The 16,221-nt window shown below is 41.2% G+C and carries 14 protein-coding genes; 5 read left to right on the plus strand and 9 right to left on the minus strand.

What is annotated here, in order from left to right; translation table 11 throughout:
• Positions 1-2: 2 nt before the first annotated feature.
• From B1K71_RS14095 to B1K71_RS14110, 4 genes are all read right to left on the minus strand, one after another.
• Positions 3-2,360 (minus strand): glycoside hydrolase family 31 protein, encoded by a 2,358-nt coding sequence (locus B1K71_RS14095; protein ID WP_077328133.1) that lies wholly within the window; start codon positions 2,358-2,360, stop codon positions 3-5.
• A 35-nt stretch (positions 2,361-2,395) separates the two neighbouring features.
• Positions 2,396-3,235 carry a sugar ABC transporter permease gene (locus B1K71_RS14100; RefSeq protein ID WP_077328135.1) on the minus strand — a complete coding sequence of 280 codons (840 nt, stop codon included), beginning with the start codon at positions 3,233-3,235 and terminating at the stop codon, positions 2,396-2,398.
• Entirely contained in the window at positions 3,235-4,482 is a 1,248-nt protein-coding gene (locus B1K71_RS14105) for a carbohydrate ABC transporter permease (protein WP_077330261.1), read from the minus strand. Before B1K71_RS14105 ends, B1K71_RS14100 begins: the two co-directional genes overlap by 1 nt.
• A 133-nt stretch (positions 4,483-4,615) precedes the next feature.
• Positions 4,616-5,896: a sugar ABC transporter substrate-binding protein gene (locus B1K71_RS14110; RefSeq protein ID WP_077328137.1), complete on the minus strand. Its 1,281-nt coding sequence runs from the start codon at positions 5,894-5,896 to the stop codon at positions 4,616-4,618.
• 306 nt (positions 5,897-6,202) lie between these two features.
• Between B1K71_RS14110 and B1K71_RS14115 the strand changes: the two genes are divergently transcribed.
• From B1K71_RS14115 to B1K71_RS14130, 5 genes are all read left to right on the plus strand, one after another.
• Positions 6,203-7,954, plus strand: coding sequence for an alpha amylase N-terminal ig-like domain-containing protein (locus tag B1K71_RS14115; protein WP_077328139.1), 1,752 nt, complete (start codon positions 6,203-6,205; stop codon positions 7,952-7,954).
• Positions 7,955-8,087: 133 nt separating this feature from the next.
• Positions 8,088-8,501 carry a YmaF family protein gene (locus B1K71_RS14120; RefSeq protein ID WP_077328141.1) on the plus strand — a complete coding sequence of 138 codons (414 nt, stop codon included), beginning with the start codon at positions 8,088-8,090 and terminating at the stop codon, positions 8,499-8,501.
• 125 nt (positions 8,502-8,626) lie between these two features.
• Positions 8,627-10,672, plus strand: coding sequence for a thioredoxin domain-containing protein (locus B1K71_RS14125; RefSeq protein WP_245799281.1), 2,046 nt, complete (start codon positions 8,627-8,629; stop codon positions 10,670-10,672).
• A 45-nt stretch (positions 10,673-10,717) separates the two neighbouring features.
• On the plus strand, positions 10,718-10,852 hold the full coding sequence (locus tag B1K71_RS20275) for a hypothetical protein (protein ID WP_281250342.1): 135 nt from the start codon (positions 10,718-10,720) through the stop codon (positions 10,850-10,852).
• A gap of 318 nt (positions 10,853-11,170) precedes the next feature.
• On the plus strand, positions 11,171-12,670 hold the full coding sequence (locus B1K71_RS14130) for a response regulator transcription factor (RefSeq protein WP_175631919.1): 1,500 nt from the start codon (positions 11,171-11,173) through the stop codon (positions 12,668-12,670).
• Between the two features lie 126 nt (positions 12,671-12,796).
• Here B1K71_RS14130 and B1K71_RS14135 read toward each other — a convergent pair whose 3' ends face one another.
• From B1K71_RS14135 to B1K71_RS14155, 5 genes are all read right to left on the minus strand, one after another.
• On the minus strand, positions 12,797-13,036 hold the full coding sequence (locus tag B1K71_RS14135; protein WP_077328145.1) for an indolepyruvate ferredoxin oxidoreductase subunit alpha: 240 nt from the start codon (positions 13,034-13,036) through the stop codon (positions 12,797-12,799).
• Between the two features lie 86 nt (positions 13,037-13,122).
• A complete protein-coding gene (locus B1K71_RS14140; RefSeq protein WP_077328146.1) occupies positions 13,123-13,434 on the minus strand; it encodes a CHY zinc finger protein in 312 nt (103 codons plus the stop codon).
• 90 nt (positions 13,435-13,524) lie between these two features.
• A complete protein-coding gene (locus B1K71_RS14145; RefSeq protein ID WP_077328148.1) occupies positions 13,525-15,090 on the minus strand; it encodes a hypothetical protein in 1,566 nt (521 codons plus the stop codon).
• A complete protein-coding gene (locus B1K71_RS14150; protein ID WP_077328150.1) occupies positions 15,087-15,572 on the minus strand; it encodes a DUF6114 domain-containing protein in 486 nt (161 codons plus the stop codon). The genes B1K71_RS14145 and B1K71_RS14150 overlap by 4 nt, the downstream gene beginning before the upstream one ends.
• Positions 15,573-15,597: 25 nt before the next feature.
• Positions 15,598-16,191 (minus strand): DUF6230 family protein, encoded by a 594-nt coding sequence (locus B1K71_RS14155; RefSeq protein ID WP_077328152.1) that lies wholly within the window; start codon positions 16,189-16,191, stop codon positions 15,598-15,600.
• Positions 16,192-16,221: the final 30 nt, after the last annotated feature.

Genomic DNA, 16,221 nt, shown 5'->3' on the forward strand with positions numbered 1-16,221 from the left:
ACTCACCCTCTACTTTTTAATTCCAACGATAGCATTGAATCCTCGTGGTTTTCCAGTATGACACGCTGCTGTTTATGCAAACCGTGCACATTAACGTTTATTTTATCATAGGCCGGGCGATAACTCCCCTCCTGTTCCCGAATGCTTATATGAACGGCATCCAGTGTTGATTTTACCTCGATTTGAACCTGCAAATAAGACCCGTCCACATATTCAAATGATTCACCATCATCATCGTAATGCGTGAATCGATATGTTTCATCGTTCGTACCTGCATAAATATCCATGGTTATTTGTTTAGGAGTTTTCTCTGTATTCGAATTCCACTCGCCCTGTACAATTGCTGTTCCTGCTTTTATAAAAATCGGCAGTTCGTCAAGTTCAGCGTGGATGAGATGTACCTGCCCACCGGCATACGTTTCACCGGTTTCGAAATTTAACCAATTACCCTCCGGAAGATATACAGCCCTGTCCGTAATGGATGGTACAAGAATCGGTGCAATGATTACATTATCACCAATCATAAACTGGTCATTCAAATTATAGGTTTTGGCATCATCCGGATATTCCAAAAACAATGGCCGCATCACTGGAATGCCGCTGACACTTGCTTCATGGAACAATTTATATAGCTGTGGCATCCATTTATAACGCATTTGAATATATTTTTTCATAATGGATTCATTTTTTAAACCAAACTTCCATGGTTCCTGATAGACAGTTCCAATCGCTGAATGATTCCGAAAAAATGGAGTGAACGCACCAACCTGCATCCAGCGTACAAGCAATTCTGCATTCGTATCATGGGCAAATCCCCCAACATCAGGTCCGGCAAACGGAACCCCTGATATTCCAAGGTTCATGACCATCGGCAATGTCATCTGCAGATGTTCCCAGAAACTGCGGTTATCACCGGTCCACACAGAAGCGTAACGCTGAATTCCGGCAAAACCGGCCCGTGTCAGCAAAAATGGCCGTTTCCCATCAAGATGTTCCTTCATTCCGGCATACGTTGCCTCCGCCATCTTAAATCCATATATGTTATGAAGTTCACGGTGTGCAGCCGGAACACCATCATTTCGATGCATGACAGCTGTATCCATTGTTTTTGTTTCGTTAAAGACGGCAGGTTCATTCATATCATTCCAAATACCCTCAATTCCCATATCCGAATAATACTTGTGTTTTTTTCCCCACCATCCGCGAACCTTTCCGTCAGTGAAATCCGGGAATGCACTCGTTCCAGGCCAAACATTGCCAAAATATATGTCACCTTCCAAATACTTGCAGAAAAGATTGTCCGTTACACCTTCCCGGTAAATTGGGTATTCTGCATCTTTTTTGATACCCGGATCAACGATTGGCACCACACGGATTCCCATTTCACCTAAATCGCGGATCAGTTTTTCCGGATCCGGAAATTTTTCCTTATCGAATGTAAACACCCGATATCCGTTCATGTAATGAATATCTAAATGAATAACATCAACCGGTATATCCCGCTTTATAAAGTTCTTCGCGAGTCCCCTAACTTCTCCTTCTGATTCATAACTGTAGCGTGATTGATGATAACCAAGCGCCCATTTTGGCGGGATAGGCATTTTGCCTGTCAGATGTGTATATTGCTGTATTACATCTTTCGGGCCGGGACCCGTCATCACATAATAGTCCAGTTGTCCACCTTCAGCACTGAATGAAAAATATTCCTCCGATGACTTCATATTAAACATGGTACGGAATGTATTATCCAGAAACACCCCATATGCCTTCCCGTTACGCAGGGTCATGAAATACGGAATCGACTGGTAAAGCGGATCTGTTTCCGGATTGTGCGGTGCATATACATCGGTATTCCACATTTCAAAACGTTCACCGGATTTATCAAGATGCCCGGACTTTTCACCAAATCCGTAAAAGTGATCCCCTGAATGCTTTTTTTTAAAGGCAATAACCTCGCCATTTTCCCGGTAAGCCATACCATGCTCATTTTCATCGAGCAGCACTGTTCCGTTTGAATCGGCAACAGTTATGCGAAAAGGACTTTTTTGAATGGCAATGCGTAATTTAGCGGTTATCAATGTAACCTGCTTGTTGTCCTCTGCTGCGTCAGCCTTAACCTGAGCCGGTTCTTCAATTACTGCATACGATCCATTCAACATTGGCTCATCATGTTGATTCATGACAACCCTGACAATGGATTCAGTAAAAAATTGAATCACGACAAATCCATTTGAACACCCAAAAAGAAAACCTGCATTAGTTTGTTTAAAAAATTTCAGATTGCCTATATCCCGGTACACTTCGGTATTCGCATCCTTTTTGTTGCCTGGATGTATTGCAAAACTCGTATCATCAAGCATTTCTGCATATCCTCCTGCCTGTTAGATTACTGCATTTATCCTTTCGATCCGCCGGCAGTTAAACCGGAAATCAAATACCGCTGCAGGAATAAATAAACTGTCGCAATCGGCAATGCAACCAGTATGGAACCTGCTGCGAATCTAGTAAAATTATTTGAGAATTGGTCGTTAATAAAATTGAACAATCCAACTGCAAGTGTATAATTTTCCTCGCTCGTCAACACAATTGACGGCAGCAGGAAGTCAAACATCGGCATCATAAAGTTAAACAGTGCAACGACTGCCAAAATCGGTTTTGCCAGCGGCAGCATAATGCTCCAAAATACTCGCAAGTGTCCTGCACCATCAATTCTTGCAGCCTGGTCCAGTTCACGCGGAATCGTGTCAAAATAGCCTTTCACAAGCCATGCGTTAAACGGAATCTGACCACCAAGATAGATGAAAATCAGTCCTGTTAATGTGTCCAATAATCCAATCATGTTCAGGAAAATATATAATGCTACCATCGCCATCATGACCGGAAACATCTGCAGAAGCAGGAATACATACAATCCATTTTTCCTGCCGACAAACTGATACCTGGAAAATGCATATGCGACAAGTGACGTAAGAATAACACTGCCGCCTGCAACAACTAGTGATACAATCAATGAATTTTTATACCATAATAAATAATCACTGTTTTCGCTGAACAGCCATTTATAATGTTCCAGTGAGAAATTTTCCGGAATAATAGATGACGAATACAAACTTGTTCCTTGGTTTAGAGACATTCCGACTGTCCAGATCAGTGGGTAAAAGATAATGACCGAAACAATCGCAATTATGGTATAGATTGCTGTTACTTCCAGCTTTGATTTCAATTTCTGGTTCATTATATTTCACCTTCTTCCTTAAAGGATCGTGTACGTCGGAATTGAAAGAATGCAAAACCGGAAACAAGAAGCCCCATGATAATTGATATTACAGCCGCCATAGCATAATTGTTCGTATCAAATGTCAGTTTATATACCCATGAAATCAGAATATCCGTTCCACCGGCATTTTGCCCTCTCACTGGCGGACCACCTTCATTAAACAGATAAATAATATTAAAGTTATTGAAGTTTTGGGCATACTGCATAATTAACAGCGGTGCAGTCGCAAACATAACGTGCGGGAATGTGATTTCACGAAATTTTTGCCAACGTGATCCACCGTCCACATCTGCTGCCTCATACCAATCCTTTGAAATACTTTGCAGCACCCCGGTAAACAGCGCAAATACAAACGGGAACCCCAGCCACGTCTGAATCATTATAATCGCAATCCGTGAATACAGCGGATCACTTAGCCATGGTAATCCATCACCGCCGAATAACGGCATTATGATATCCCGGTTAATGGAACCAAATTCGTCATTAAACATTGCCGCAAAGATTAAAATTGTAACAAAAGCAGGTACTGCCCATGGAAGAATCAAAATCGTCCGAATCAGCTTTTTGAATTTAACCCTTGGATCATTAACCAGAACAGCCAGGAACAATCCAACTGCAATTTGAAATGTTGTAGCTACGACAGTCCACACAATGGTCCAAGACAAGACACTGATAAAGGTATCTTTCCAGATTGGTACTGTCACAAGCTCATTGAAATTTTCAAATCCGACCCAATCCACCAGGTTTCGTGGAGGCGAGTGGAATAAATCGTAGTTTGTAAACGCAAGCAATACCGAAAAAATCAATGGAAAAACAACGACAAACACCATCAGCATAAGCCCCGGAAGTGTCATCAGGTATGGAAATGAATTATCATATGCCACCCTTATCGTGTCCCCAAACGGCAGTGGTTTCCATCCTTCCTGCAATTTTTTCGCCTGTTTATAAGCATCGATTACATTAAATACATATAACATTCCGATAATTGCGATTGTAATTAATGACAAAACCCCGAATACAAGCAACCGGATGGAATGGTCCGTACCTGGAATTGTCCCAAGTGTCCGAAGACCCCAGAGACCAAAATTAATCTTCTGCAGCAACGTGATAAGAAATGCTGCTTCAATCACAATAAAGATAATTCCTTTTACATATCTTCGGTTATAAAGTTGTCCAAGGCCCGCAAACAAAATGGATAAGATCATCGCTGTTTTGGGATTATGTTTTTTACCGAACCTTTGATTAATACCGGGTGCGGACAATGTTGGTACCCCCTTTGCAAACTAAAAAGTATTGAAAATAGAAGGAGGGGAAGAACTTGCTCCCCCACCAGCTATTTTACTCAGCACCGCTTGCCTGGATATTGGTTTCAATCTGTTTAACTGCCTCGTCCAGTACAGGCTTGACTTCTTCGCCTTCCGCAATAAATTGCAATGCATTATTAAACGGCTCCCAAACCTGCTGCATTGCTGGTGTACTTGGCATTGGAACACCATGTTTAATCTGCTCCGCGAATGCTGCATAAATTGGGTCTTGAATGGAAGATAGTGCTTCTTTGTTCGGTGTCAGTTCCCCCGCAACCTCAAAATAATGCTGGGAATTTTCTTTGTTGGTCATAAATGCTGCCAAATCCTTTGCCCAATGTTTGTTCTTGGAATAATAGGAAACCATCCACAATTTAACACCTACGAACGTCTTGCCCGGTTCACCATTAATAACCGGAAATGGTGTGAAAGCAAGTTTGTCACCAAGTGCTTCTTTATAGCCTACAATCGCCCATGGTCCATTAATTACTGCACCGACTTTTCCATCATTGAACAAACCATCAATAACATCAGTTGTTGTGGAAGGCGGAATTTTACCTTTTCCAAAGAAAGATTGAAATAGTTTTCCACCCTCAACTGAACCTTCATTATTCAAACCGATGTCATCCGTATCATATTCCCCGGCATCCCCACCGAAAATATAACCGCCAAAGTTATAGAAGAATGGGATCGTGAAATACAGATCATTTGGTTTCATCATAAATCCATACTTGTCTTTTGATGGATTCGTTTTATTATTTAGAAGTGCTTTTAAATCATCAATCGTTTTCGGGGCTTCTTTTACAATATCCTTGTTGTAAAACACACCGTACGTTTCAATAACTGCCGGGTAGCCATATTGAGCTGTTTTCCCGTTGTATTTGTACGTAACCGCTTCAACTGCTGCATCACTGTAAGTGCTTTTTACATCGTCTTTCATATCAATAGGCTCGGCAAGTCCCTGTGCGACAATATTTCCGATCCGGTCATGCGGCTGAAAAAACAAATCCGGTCCATTGCCCTCAGGTCCGGCCAATGCCAGCTGTTCCATCTGATCAAGCATTGACTTCTTTTCGACTTTTACGTTAATTCCTGTTTCTTTTTCATAATCCTTTACAATATCCTTGATAGCTTCAAGCTGTTTTTCCTCATCATTTGCCCAAATCGTTAGTGAATCTGGCTTTTCAGCCGATTCCTTTGTGCTTTCACCATCGCTATCTTCACCTGCACTTCCGGATCGATCCGGGGCGCATGCTGCCAAAGCAAGCAGCGCAATCATCAAGACTGCCATTAATAGATAGGAAGATTTCTTCATTACTAATTTTCCCCCTTTAGGATTTTTGGGTGCAAAAATGGTTTGTAATGCGAAACCGTTTGCACAAGTTCATGTTTTTAATTGTAAACGCATTCTTAAAATTGCGCAACCGATTTCACAAAATTCTTTTAAACTTTTGATTTGCCCTACGAAAACTCTGATAACAATTAAAACGGTCTTGACATTTGAGAACATATTCTATTAACTAAAAGTAATCACATTTTGAGGGCAATGCATTGTCATAAACAACAACCCCGTTTTCCGGTATCAGGAGAACGGGGTTGTTTGTCCGAAAGGGGAATTACAATGTTAAAAGAAGCAATCTATCACCGGCCGAAGAATAATTTTGCATACGCTTATGATGCTGAAACTTTGCACATCCGGCTGCGTACAAAAAAACGTGACATTGAAAAGGTCAATCTGATTCACGGAGATCCATATAACTGGTCAACTGACGGCTGGCAGGTTCAGCGCAGTGATATGTTTCTGCAGGCACAGGATGAACTGTTCGATTACTGGCAGATTGCTGTTAAGCCGCCTTTTCGCCGGTTGCGGTACGGATTCGAATTATTCAGCGGTGACGAAAAACTTGTCTATACGGAAAAAGGGTTTTATCAGGATGCACCTTTAGACGATGTAGCCTATTATTTTTGTTTCCCTTATTTAAATCGGTCTGATGTATTTCAAGCTCCCGACTGGGCGATGGATACGGTATGGTATCAAATTTTTCCGGAACGGTTTGCCAATGGAGACGTGACGAATGATCCGGGAAACACGCTTCCCTGGGAAAGCGCTGAACCGGAACAGGATAACTTTTTCGGTGGTGATTTTCGGGGTGTTATCGACCACCTTGATTATTTGGCAGACCTCGGCATCAGCGGGATTTATTTTACCCCCATTTTCAAAGCATTTTCCAATCACAAATATGACACAATCGACTATATGGAAATCGATCCGCAATTCGGGACAAAAGAAGAATTCCGTGAACTTGTGCAGCGTTGTCACGAAAAAGGCATCCGTGTCATGCTTGATGCGGTATTTAATCACAGTGGATACTATTTCCTGCAATTTCAGGATGTACTGGAAAAAGGTGCTGATTCCCGGTATATCAATTGGTTCCATATCCGGCAACTTCCAATTCAGACTGAACCACACCCGACCTTTGATTCATTTGCGTTCACACCGCACATGCCGAAACTAAACACCGAAAACCTGGAAGTGAAACAATATCTTCTGGATGTCGCAACATATTGGATCAGGGAATTTGATATTGACGGTTGGCGGCTTGATGTGGCGAATGAAGTGGATCATCAATTCTGGCGTGACTTTCGGAAAGCAGTTAAAGCAGTCAAACCGGAAGTCTATATTTTAGGGGAAATCTGGCACGATTCTATGCCATGGCTTCAGGGTGACCAGTTTGATGCGGTCATGAATTATCCGTTCACGCACGCAGCCCTTGATTATGTGGCAAAAGAAAAAATAACCGCTGAACAATTTGCCAATCAAATTTCCGGAGTACTTATTTCCTATCCGGATAGTGTGAATGAAGCAGCATTTAATCTGCTCGGGAGTCACGATACTGAGCGCCTGCTAACTATCTGCAACGGAGACAAGCAGCAGGTAAAGCTGCTTTACGTACTGCAATTTTCACTAAAAGGAACGCCATGTATTTATTACGGAGATGAAATTGGCATGACAGGAGGTCAAGATCCCGGATGCCGAAAATGCATGGTGTGGGATCAGGATAGGCGGGATTTGGAATTACGGAGTTTTATGAAAAAGCTGATTCATTTGCGTACATCGGAGAAAGCTTTAAGAAGCAATGGAAGCTTTCGTTTTATCGAAACAGATTATGATTCCAATTCAGTGGTTTATGAAAGAAAATCGGGTAATGAAAAAATAGTGTTCATCATAAACCCTTCCAGTCATTCTGTTCATACGGAATTAGAAGGCTCCCGCAAATATAATCTATGGACAGGCGAAGCTATTGGTGACACCCCATTCGTTTTAACGAATGCACACGACTTTTCAATAATAAAGCTTAACCCAATCAAGTGAAGCTGCTGCGTGTTGGGCTAAGCGCCCTGTTGATCGTTCAATCAAAGCTTCCTGTACAAATAATTTTCCCCGGTACCACGCAGGCAATTGGTGCATAAACTGCTATTGATGAATTTTACGGGAGGAATGTTAAATGTATTATGGCATGATTCCGGTCGCATATGGTGCCTATCCACCAGTCGGACCTCGCGGGATGCAGCATCCGTATAACTTAAATCATCCACAAGGAATGCCCGGCAATATGAAAGATGAACATGAGCAGGGACATACGCACGCCCATTACGGATCAACCACCTGCAATGACGGCCATAACCACCTTCATCCCGGTGTCACAGGTACACCGATCGAAACGAACGATGGCCATGTCCATATCATCTATGGCAATACGACATTTGATGATGAACATATACATCGTTATAAGGCATATACGAGCCCGCCTATTTCCCTTGGCAACGGGTACCACACCCATTATGCCGAAGTAACTACAACAAAAAACGATGGGCATACACATGTCATAAAAGGATATACAGCACCATCCAAAAGCTAAGCGGGCATTATGCTCCCGCTTTTGTTCTTTTTTCACACCATTAGACATTACCTCCCCTTTGGCAGTATCCTTAACATAGAATACGTTGTTCGTGGAAAACTAAACAAAAACAAGGAGTTGAAAACATGCAAATGCCTAACCATCTCATAAACGAAAAATCACCATACCTCCAACAGCACGCCTACAACCCGGTAAACTGGTATCCGTGGGGGGAAGAAGCTTTTGAGAAAGCTGAATCAGAGGACAAACCCATTTTTCTCTCTGTAGGTTATTCTACTTGTCATTGGTGTCATGTGCTCGCCAAAGAATCATTCGAGGACAAAGAAGTAGCGGACTATCTGAATGAACATTATATTTCCATTAAAGTTGACCGGGAGGAGCGTCCTGACATCGATTCAGTTTATATGAAAGTTTGCCAGATGATGACTGGGCAAGGCGGATGGCCATTATCCATTTTTATGACTCCTGACAAAATACCATTTTATGCCGGTACTTATTTCCCGCGTGAGAGTAAATATGGCATGCCTGGCATGATGGACGTGCTTACCCAGCTTTATCAGAAGTACAAACAAGATCCGGACCATATAAACGAAGTGACAAAAAGTGTGACAGACGCGCTTGAAAAGACGGTATCCGAAAAAAGTGAGCACCGTCTGACAAAAGAAATAACAGATGAAGTATTCAAACAGCTTGGTAACCGATTTGATTTTACACATGGCGGATTTGGAAGCGCACCAAAGTTCCCCGCACCTCAAAATTTGCTTTATTTATTGCGGTATTATCACTTTACCGGAAAAAACGCTGCATTAAAAATGGTTGAAAAAACGTTACAATCCATGGCTTCCGGGGGGATTTATGATCATATCGGATTTGGCTTTGCCCGTTATTCCACTGATGAAAAATGGCTTGTGCCGCACTTTGAAAAGATGCTTTATGACAATGCACTGCTTTTGATCGCTTATACGGAGTGTTACCAGGTTACCCAAAATCCATTCTACAGAAAAATAAGTGAACAAATCATTGAATTTATTATGCGGGAAATGCGCAATTCAAAAGGAGCTTTTTACTCCGCAATTGATGCGGATTCGGAAGGTGTCGAAGGAAAATACTATGTATGGGAATTTACAGAGGTTATGAACATCCTTGGTACAGAAGCTGGCGATTTATTCACAGATGCGTATGATATAACACCGGAAGGGAACTTTGAGGGAAAAAATGTTCCGAATGTCATCAACACATCTTTAGATGAACTTGCCCTCAAACATAACTTGTCAACGGAACAGCTGGAACAATCATTGGAAGATTCCCGGCTGAAACTTCTCCGTTCCCGTGAACAGCGTGTATATCCGCATGTTGATGATAAAGTGTTAACATCCTGGAATGCAATGATGATTGCCGCAATGGCAAAAGCCGGAAAGGCATTTAAGACAGATGTTTTTACTGAAACTGCTGATAAAGCTGCACAATTTATTGAACACAATCTTATCCGGGATGGAAGAATTAAAGCCCGATACCGGGATGGCGAAGTGAAATTCAACGGCTATCTTGATGACTATGCATTTCTTACCTGGGCATACATCGAGTTATACGAGGCTACATTCTCACCGGATTACTTAAAAAAAGCTAAAAATACTGCTGATGCTATGCTGAACCTATTTTGGGACGAGGAGCAGGGCGGCTTCTTTTTCAATGGAGATGACAGTGAACAGCTTATTTCAAGAGAAAAAGAATTATATGATGGTGCTCTGCCTTCCGGAAACAGTGTTACTGCTAATTGTTTGGTCAGACTGGGCCATTTAACAGGAGATACAGACTATCTTGGTAAATTAGAAGAAATGTATCACGCCTTTTATGAAGACGTGAAATCAGCTGCAGCTGCCAGCACCCATTTTATTCAAAGCCTGCTGCTAACCGAAAATCAATCAAAAGAAGTTGTTGTGCTTGGTGAGGAAAACAGTTTAACAAACCGGTTGCAGAAGGAATTCACCCCGGACATCGCCCTGCTTGTCCATGAAAATCCTAAGGCATTAGGTGATGCAGCGCCATTTGCGGCCGAATACCCAAAAATAGATAACACGGTATCCATCTATGTTTGTGAAAACTTTGCCTGCCATCACCCTACAACAGATATTAGCAAGGCATGGGAGTTGATCAGGAGCAAACAATTATAATTCCTGTGGTATAATGAATGTAGTTTAAGAACGAGGAGATTTAATATGAGAATAAAAATGAATGTGCAGACGGCATATCACGGCGACCTGCTCCGTGCTGGCAAAGTCTATGATATTGACGAAGACACCGCCAAACGCTGGATTGCCAGTAAAATAGCAACTGAAGCCCCAAATGAATAAAAAACATAGCGGTATACCGCAAAAAGCCCTTGTACACTAATATGGTATGAATTGTACAAGGGCTTTTTCCTTCCCGCATTAGAATATTTCACCATGGCTCTCCTTTGTTATTTGCGATGATATGATACAAACCAATCATAAGATTAACGTATTTCGAATAATCATAAAGTGAATGAGTATTCATATTTCCTTGAATTTAATCCCCAAAGACACTACAATTAAATAGAAAATAGGTTTAATAGATTACAATCATAATAATTGAGGTCGCTTTTACATAGATTTGGGTTCTGTATGTCAATAAAATTGGAGGAGAATGGCATGTCCCTTACACTAAACCATCATATGGATAACTTGTTTCTCTATGGTTTGAAAGTTGTACAAACAAACCAGAACCAAATTGAGAAGGAATGGGAAAAAATTTTATCGCATTTAAAAGAAACCGATGAAAAATTTGCGGTTAATATGGAAACGGCGATCCATTTTTTTACGGAGTATTTTTTTTCACAGGAGGGCGATTCAGCCGGAAGGGATTTACATGAGCAGGCAGCATCCTTTCATAAAAATCAATTCACAATTACCTTATTGGAGAATGCTGTACATAAAGTAATTCAAGATAAAGGGAACCATTCTTACCAGGATCATCAGGCAATCCAATATCTGTTTTCAACGATTAGTGAAGACATTCTTACACACCCTTATCATCAAACTTTCTCAATCGATTCTTTTTTAAACAGCCTTGTCAACTCCAATCAACTTCCCATAGAATGGATAGCTATTGTTATTAAAAAAGACCAGTCTTATGTCGTTGAGAAATGGTTTAATGACGTTAACCGGGATTTGCTGCTCGGCAACGATTCATTCCATGCGGACACGGTATATGAGTTATCAGAGTTACTGCTTGGACAGATGATAAAAGATAAAAAGAAATATAATGTTCTGCCAATTCCACATGATGATGTCACACTTCTGGTATGCAGCCAGCAGGATGTAACCTCACAAGTCATCCCCTTCATTACCTATACACTAAAAATGTTTGAAAACAGCAGGCAATCGCTTAAAAGAATCAAACAAGAGCAAGGATGGAAAGATTCCGTCATTATGTTCAATGAAACCATTATGCGCGCAACTAATTATAAAGAAGCGGTTGAAAATATCACAGCCGGGTTTGTAAACTATCTCCCATTTGAACGATGTGCATTGTTTTCTTACTCGGTAAGTGAACAGACAGGAATTGGCCTGTTCGGTCACCGCCTTGATAACCAGGCAATACAAAATATTACGGAAGATATAAGTCAGTTTCCAATCATCCAAAACAATCTGCAAGCCGTACAATTATTCGGTAAAACCATGAATTATCCGCAACCGATTTATATTAAAGATGCTTCCATGGGATTTCCGGATCGGTATATCAGGCAATTTAATTTGCGATCAGTCGTTATCGCACCAATTTTCACTTCTACAAGCAACAAACTTTTTGGAGCAGCGATTTTGGACCAAGGTGCAGGCAATCACTTTAAAGTTACCCAGGAAACTTTTACAGCACTTATAAAATTTGGCCGGAGCGCTGGTGAAATTATGGCTAAATATTACAGTGAGCGCCCAGAAAATGAGAAGAAACCCGCCACACTGCATTTGTCCCCAAGAGAGATAGAAGTAATGAAACTGATGGCTGAAGGTGCCTCCACAAGCGAAGCCGCCGGTGAACTGAATCTAAGCGAGTATACCGTTCGCGATTACGTTTCTGCTATTATGGAAAAAATGAAGGCCAGTAACCGCACCGAAGCAGTGGCAAGAGCCATTCGCGAAGGGCTGATTTAAGTCGTTACATGAAAACATACTGCCGTCTATTGATGGATGCTCGAATATTGTACCTGGAAACAAAACAAGCCCCTGTATTCCGTCCACCACAGACGTTGTACAAGGGGCGCCATTCCATATATAGGTCTATTTATTTTTAAAGAATTCTTCAGCCTGTTCCAGATATGATTCTTGTTCCGGACTCAAATCATACTCTTCCACAATAGCATCAACCGGGCATACCGCTTTGCAGGCACCGCAATCGATACAGACATCCGGGTCTATGTAAAATTGCTCCGGTCCTTCTTCTATACAGTCAACCGGACAAACAGTTAAGCACTCTGCTGATTTCTCATTACGGCATGGGTCCAATATAACAAAAGCCATTTATCGTCCCCTCCTTTATTCACATCAACCTCTATTAAATGATACATGATGCGCTTGATGCAAGTAAACTGCTCATCCGAAATTGATTATTTTTCAAAGTATAAATGGTAATGTAATGCACAGCCGGGATTAAAGGAAACATGACAGTGCGGACAACTGTATCCGCCGTGCAGGTACTCATTAATCGTTAACTCTTGTTTGCAGTTCCCGCATAAAATCGCTTCTTGATTAAATTTAGCTTTGGGCCACAATTTCGTGTCACCGCAACCATACTGTTCATGACATTTATAACAGGAATAGTATGTATTGCAACAGTAGAATTTGATAGCAATGCGGTCATTTTCCGCATGATAATGACTGCAACGTGTTTCATCGTCAATTGCACCCTTTATGTACATTATTATTCCCCCTCTTCACCATGATAGTATAACATTTTCAGAACACAAAAACGTCCCATCAGGTAAAATGGGACGTTTTTGTGTTTATTTTTAGAGCAATCCGCCTGTTAACAGATCTGTCAATGTATCTGTCAGGTCTTCCAATGGATTGTTACTGTCTGATTCCTCATCTGATTTATCATTTTTCGAATCGTTTTGGCCGCTTGTATTATTGTTTGTAGAATCAGAGCTGCCTGATGTGCTGGTATTTCCGGATTTTTTGTTGTTTGAACCGGAATTATTCGTTTGGTTTTCGTTTTCACCGGTGTCTCCGCTCTTATCAGAATCCTTCTCAGGTGGTGAATCGGTTTGACCGGCTGAATCCTTGCCATCTTTGCCGTCACCTTTCTTATTGCTGTCTTCTTCCTTCTGTTGTTTCAATTGGGCCGCTGCAGCAAGTTTTTTCTCCAGTGCCGACTTAATGTCGCTAATATTATTCGTAATCATTTTTGAATTGGATGTTATCGTTTCTTTTTTCTTTTGCAACTGTTTAACCTGTTCTTTTGTTTTCTTCAATTGCTTCTTAATGGAATCCAGTTCTTTTTGAAGCTTATCGGTATTCAGCTTTTTATCGGTCTTGCTGTTGCTGTCTGGCTGTTTTGTTCCATCTGCTTTCCCTTTCACCTTTTTAAGCAGGTTTGCGTAAATTTCCGCCTGCCCTTTCTTTTGGCGTTCTTTTTCGTAATCATTACCAGCAAGCTCTTTAAGTTTATCTTGTTTCTGCTGGATACTCTGTTCAAGCTTCTCCATCATACCGGAAACTTCGTCAATCAGCGATATAAACGTGCCTGCAAACTGATCAAACGATTTATATCCTTGTTCCAGTTCTTTAATCAAATCGGTCAATTTTTGCGGTGGTTCCGCATCATCCGGGAACTCCTTTTCAAGCAGGTCACGGATATCATCCGTCAATTTGTTCAGTTCCTCTGCTGATGCCCCTTTTTCCAGATTTTCAGAAGACTTTTCTGCTTTCCGCAAAATTTCCCCGGCAGTCTTAAGTTTCTGTTTATCCATTTCAATGTCTTTATTCAATTTCGAAAGTTTATCTTTTTCCTGATTTTTATCTTTGAGTAATTTTTTTATTTCCTCTTTGGAAAGTGGATTATACTCAGGAACACCCCCACATTGACCTTTATAACATGCTTTTATCGTAGCATTCGGAAGTGAGATATTGGCTGCTGTCTGTTTGGTCACTTTCATAACCACGTTTTTTAAACAGAGCCATCCTACCTTACCAGGTACACATACTCCGCCAATGCCCGGAAGTGAATTATTGACCGTCTCGGCGTACAGATTATTAACTTTCACCGGTCCGGGTGATGTTATCTTGATCATCATGGGTGTTCCTGAACCGGTATCCAGTTCTTTTATGATTGTTAGACCATGGATAATCCCTTCCTTAATCCGGACTTCTCCCTGAAGTGTTCCGAGAAGATCCATTTGGCCATCCACTTTTTCACTCTGGATCAGAAACCCCTTATTTGAATCATTATCGTTTGCATTGTTTTTCGCTGCATGGACCGTTGTTAATTGAATCGGTGTCGCCGCGAGCCCTAACATAAGTACAAGAATCAGGCCAAGAAAAATACCCTTTTTCAGAAACTGCTGGTCTTTCATACCTGTGCCACTTCCGGTTCAGGCTTTTTTGACGTTTCACGATTCATTTCATCAGAAGTCTTTTTGGGCAATGTGACTTCCTCTTTTTGCCAAGCAATGGATAATGCACCACCGATAATGCCAATTATGGTGCCAATAATAAAGCCGCCCAGCGCACCCATGACTGAAAGCACTGCCAGGAATATACCTACAATGCCAAATACGGTGGAAAACTGCGGATAAATATAATCTAAAATTCCCATGATAATCATTAATCCGCCAAACATAAAGCCAACAAATACAAAGCTCCCCTGTACAAAAGCGATTGCAAAAAGCTGCAGGGGTATATACAAAATCAGCAATCCTGCCAATATCATGAGGGTGGCACCCCAGAATGGCCTTCTGTGCCGCCATTGTTTAAATCTTCCACCATCGGCTATTTTACGGTATTTATCCTGCAATTTTTCTTCTTTTTTCATGGCCTTCTGTTCTTTACGATTCATAACGATCCCCTTCCTTTATGAGGATTTACAGATTAGTCTTTTTTGGTTCATCAATTTTTTCAACGTAAATCTTTGTATCTGCCAGACTTACAGCACTTTGGAACAAATAATCAGTTACAAGTGTTGCATCCTTAATCGTGATTGTCTTCGCATCCTGTGTCCAGTTTTTTGTGAAATCATCTGTGTTTTGCTCTTTGATGGCAAGACTGTCAAAACTTAAATCAGCATCAATCAGTCTGGCATCCTGGATCAATCCGCTGATTTTTGTCGGACCGTTTGCCTCAATATGAATACGAATCCATTGGTCGTTTGGCAGTTTTATATCTTTGAAAATGTGTAAATTTTTAATGGTAAGTTTATCAATTTTATTTCGGATCATCGGCTCGGCATCTGAATTCCCCGTTTCACCAATATGCGGCAGCAACTTAAATCCTGTTCCTTCCAGTTTGTCAAATTTTACATAAAAATCACCTATGCCGCCAAGTGGCACGGCCAATGCAGTTCCTGTAAAACCAAAAACTGACATAAGTCCTCCAAGCGCCAGAAAACCCGCTGCAAATGCAATGAAAAATTTCTTTTTCCACGTTCTCCCTACCGAAAACTTCTTTTCATTCCCCAAAATCTTCACTCCTTTAAATTTTTAATCAAA

The sequence above is a fragment of the Virgibacillus siamensis genome (assembly GCF_900162695.1).
Taxonomy (GTDB): domain Bacteria; phylum Bacillota; class Bacilli; order Bacillales; family Amphibacillaceae; genus Lentibacillus; species Lentibacillus siamensis_A.

What these genes read in the sequence shown, in the direction of transcription:
- B1K71_RS14095 (WP_077328133.1), bottom strand. Translation starts at nt 2,360, where the DNA reads ATGCTTGATGATACGAGTTTTGCAATACATCCAGGCAACAAAAAGGAT.
- B1K71_RS14100 (WP_077328135.1), bottom strand. Translation starts at nt 3,235, where the DNA reads ATGAACCAGAAATTGAAATCAAAGCTGGAAGTAACAGCAATCTATACC.
- B1K71_RS14105 (WP_077330261.1), bottom strand. Translation starts at nt 4,482, where the DNA reads ATGATCTTATCCATTTTGTTTGCGGGCCTTGGACAACTTTATAACCGA.
- B1K71_RS14110 (WP_077328137.1), bottom strand. Translation starts at nt 5,896, where the DNA reads ATGAAGAAATCTTCCTATCTATTAATGGCAGTCTTGATGATTGCGCTG.
- B1K71_RS14115 (WP_077328139.1), top strand. Translation starts at nt 6,203, where the DNA reads ATGTTAAAAGAAGCAATCTATCACCGGCCGAAGAATAATTTTGCATAC.
- B1K71_RS14120 (WP_077328141.1), top strand. Translation starts at nt 8,088, where the DNA reads ATGTATTATGGCATGATTCCGGTCGCATATGGTGCCTATCCACCAGTC.
- B1K71_RS14125 (WP_245799281.1), top strand. Translation starts at nt 8,627, where the DNA reads ATGCAAATGCCTAACCATCTCATAAACGAAAAATCACCATACCTCCAA.
- B1K71_RS20275 (WP_281250342.1), top strand. Translation starts at nt 10,718, where the DNA reads ATGAGAATAAAAATGAATGTGCAGACGGCATATCACGGCGACCTGCTC.
- B1K71_RS14130 (WP_175631919.1), top strand. Translation starts at nt 11,171, where the DNA reads ATGTCCCTTACACTAAACCATCATATGGATAACTTGTTTCTCTATGGT.
- B1K71_RS14135 (WP_077328145.1), bottom strand. Translation starts at nt 13,036, where the DNA reads ATGGCTTTTGTTATATTGGACCCATGCCGTAATGAGAAATCAGCAGAG.
- B1K71_RS14140 (WP_077328146.1), bottom strand. Translation starts at nt 13,434, where the DNA reads ATGTACATAAAGGGTGCAATTGACGATGAAACACGTTGCAGTCATTAT.
- B1K71_RS14145 (WP_077328148.1), bottom strand. Translation starts at nt 15,090, where the DNA reads ATGAAAGACCAGCAGTTTCTGAAAAAGGGTATTTTTCTTGGCCTGATT.
- B1K71_RS14150 (WP_077328150.1), bottom strand. Translation starts at nt 15,572, where the DNA reads ATGAATCGTAAAGAACAGAAGGCCATGAAAAAAGAAGAAAAATTGCAG.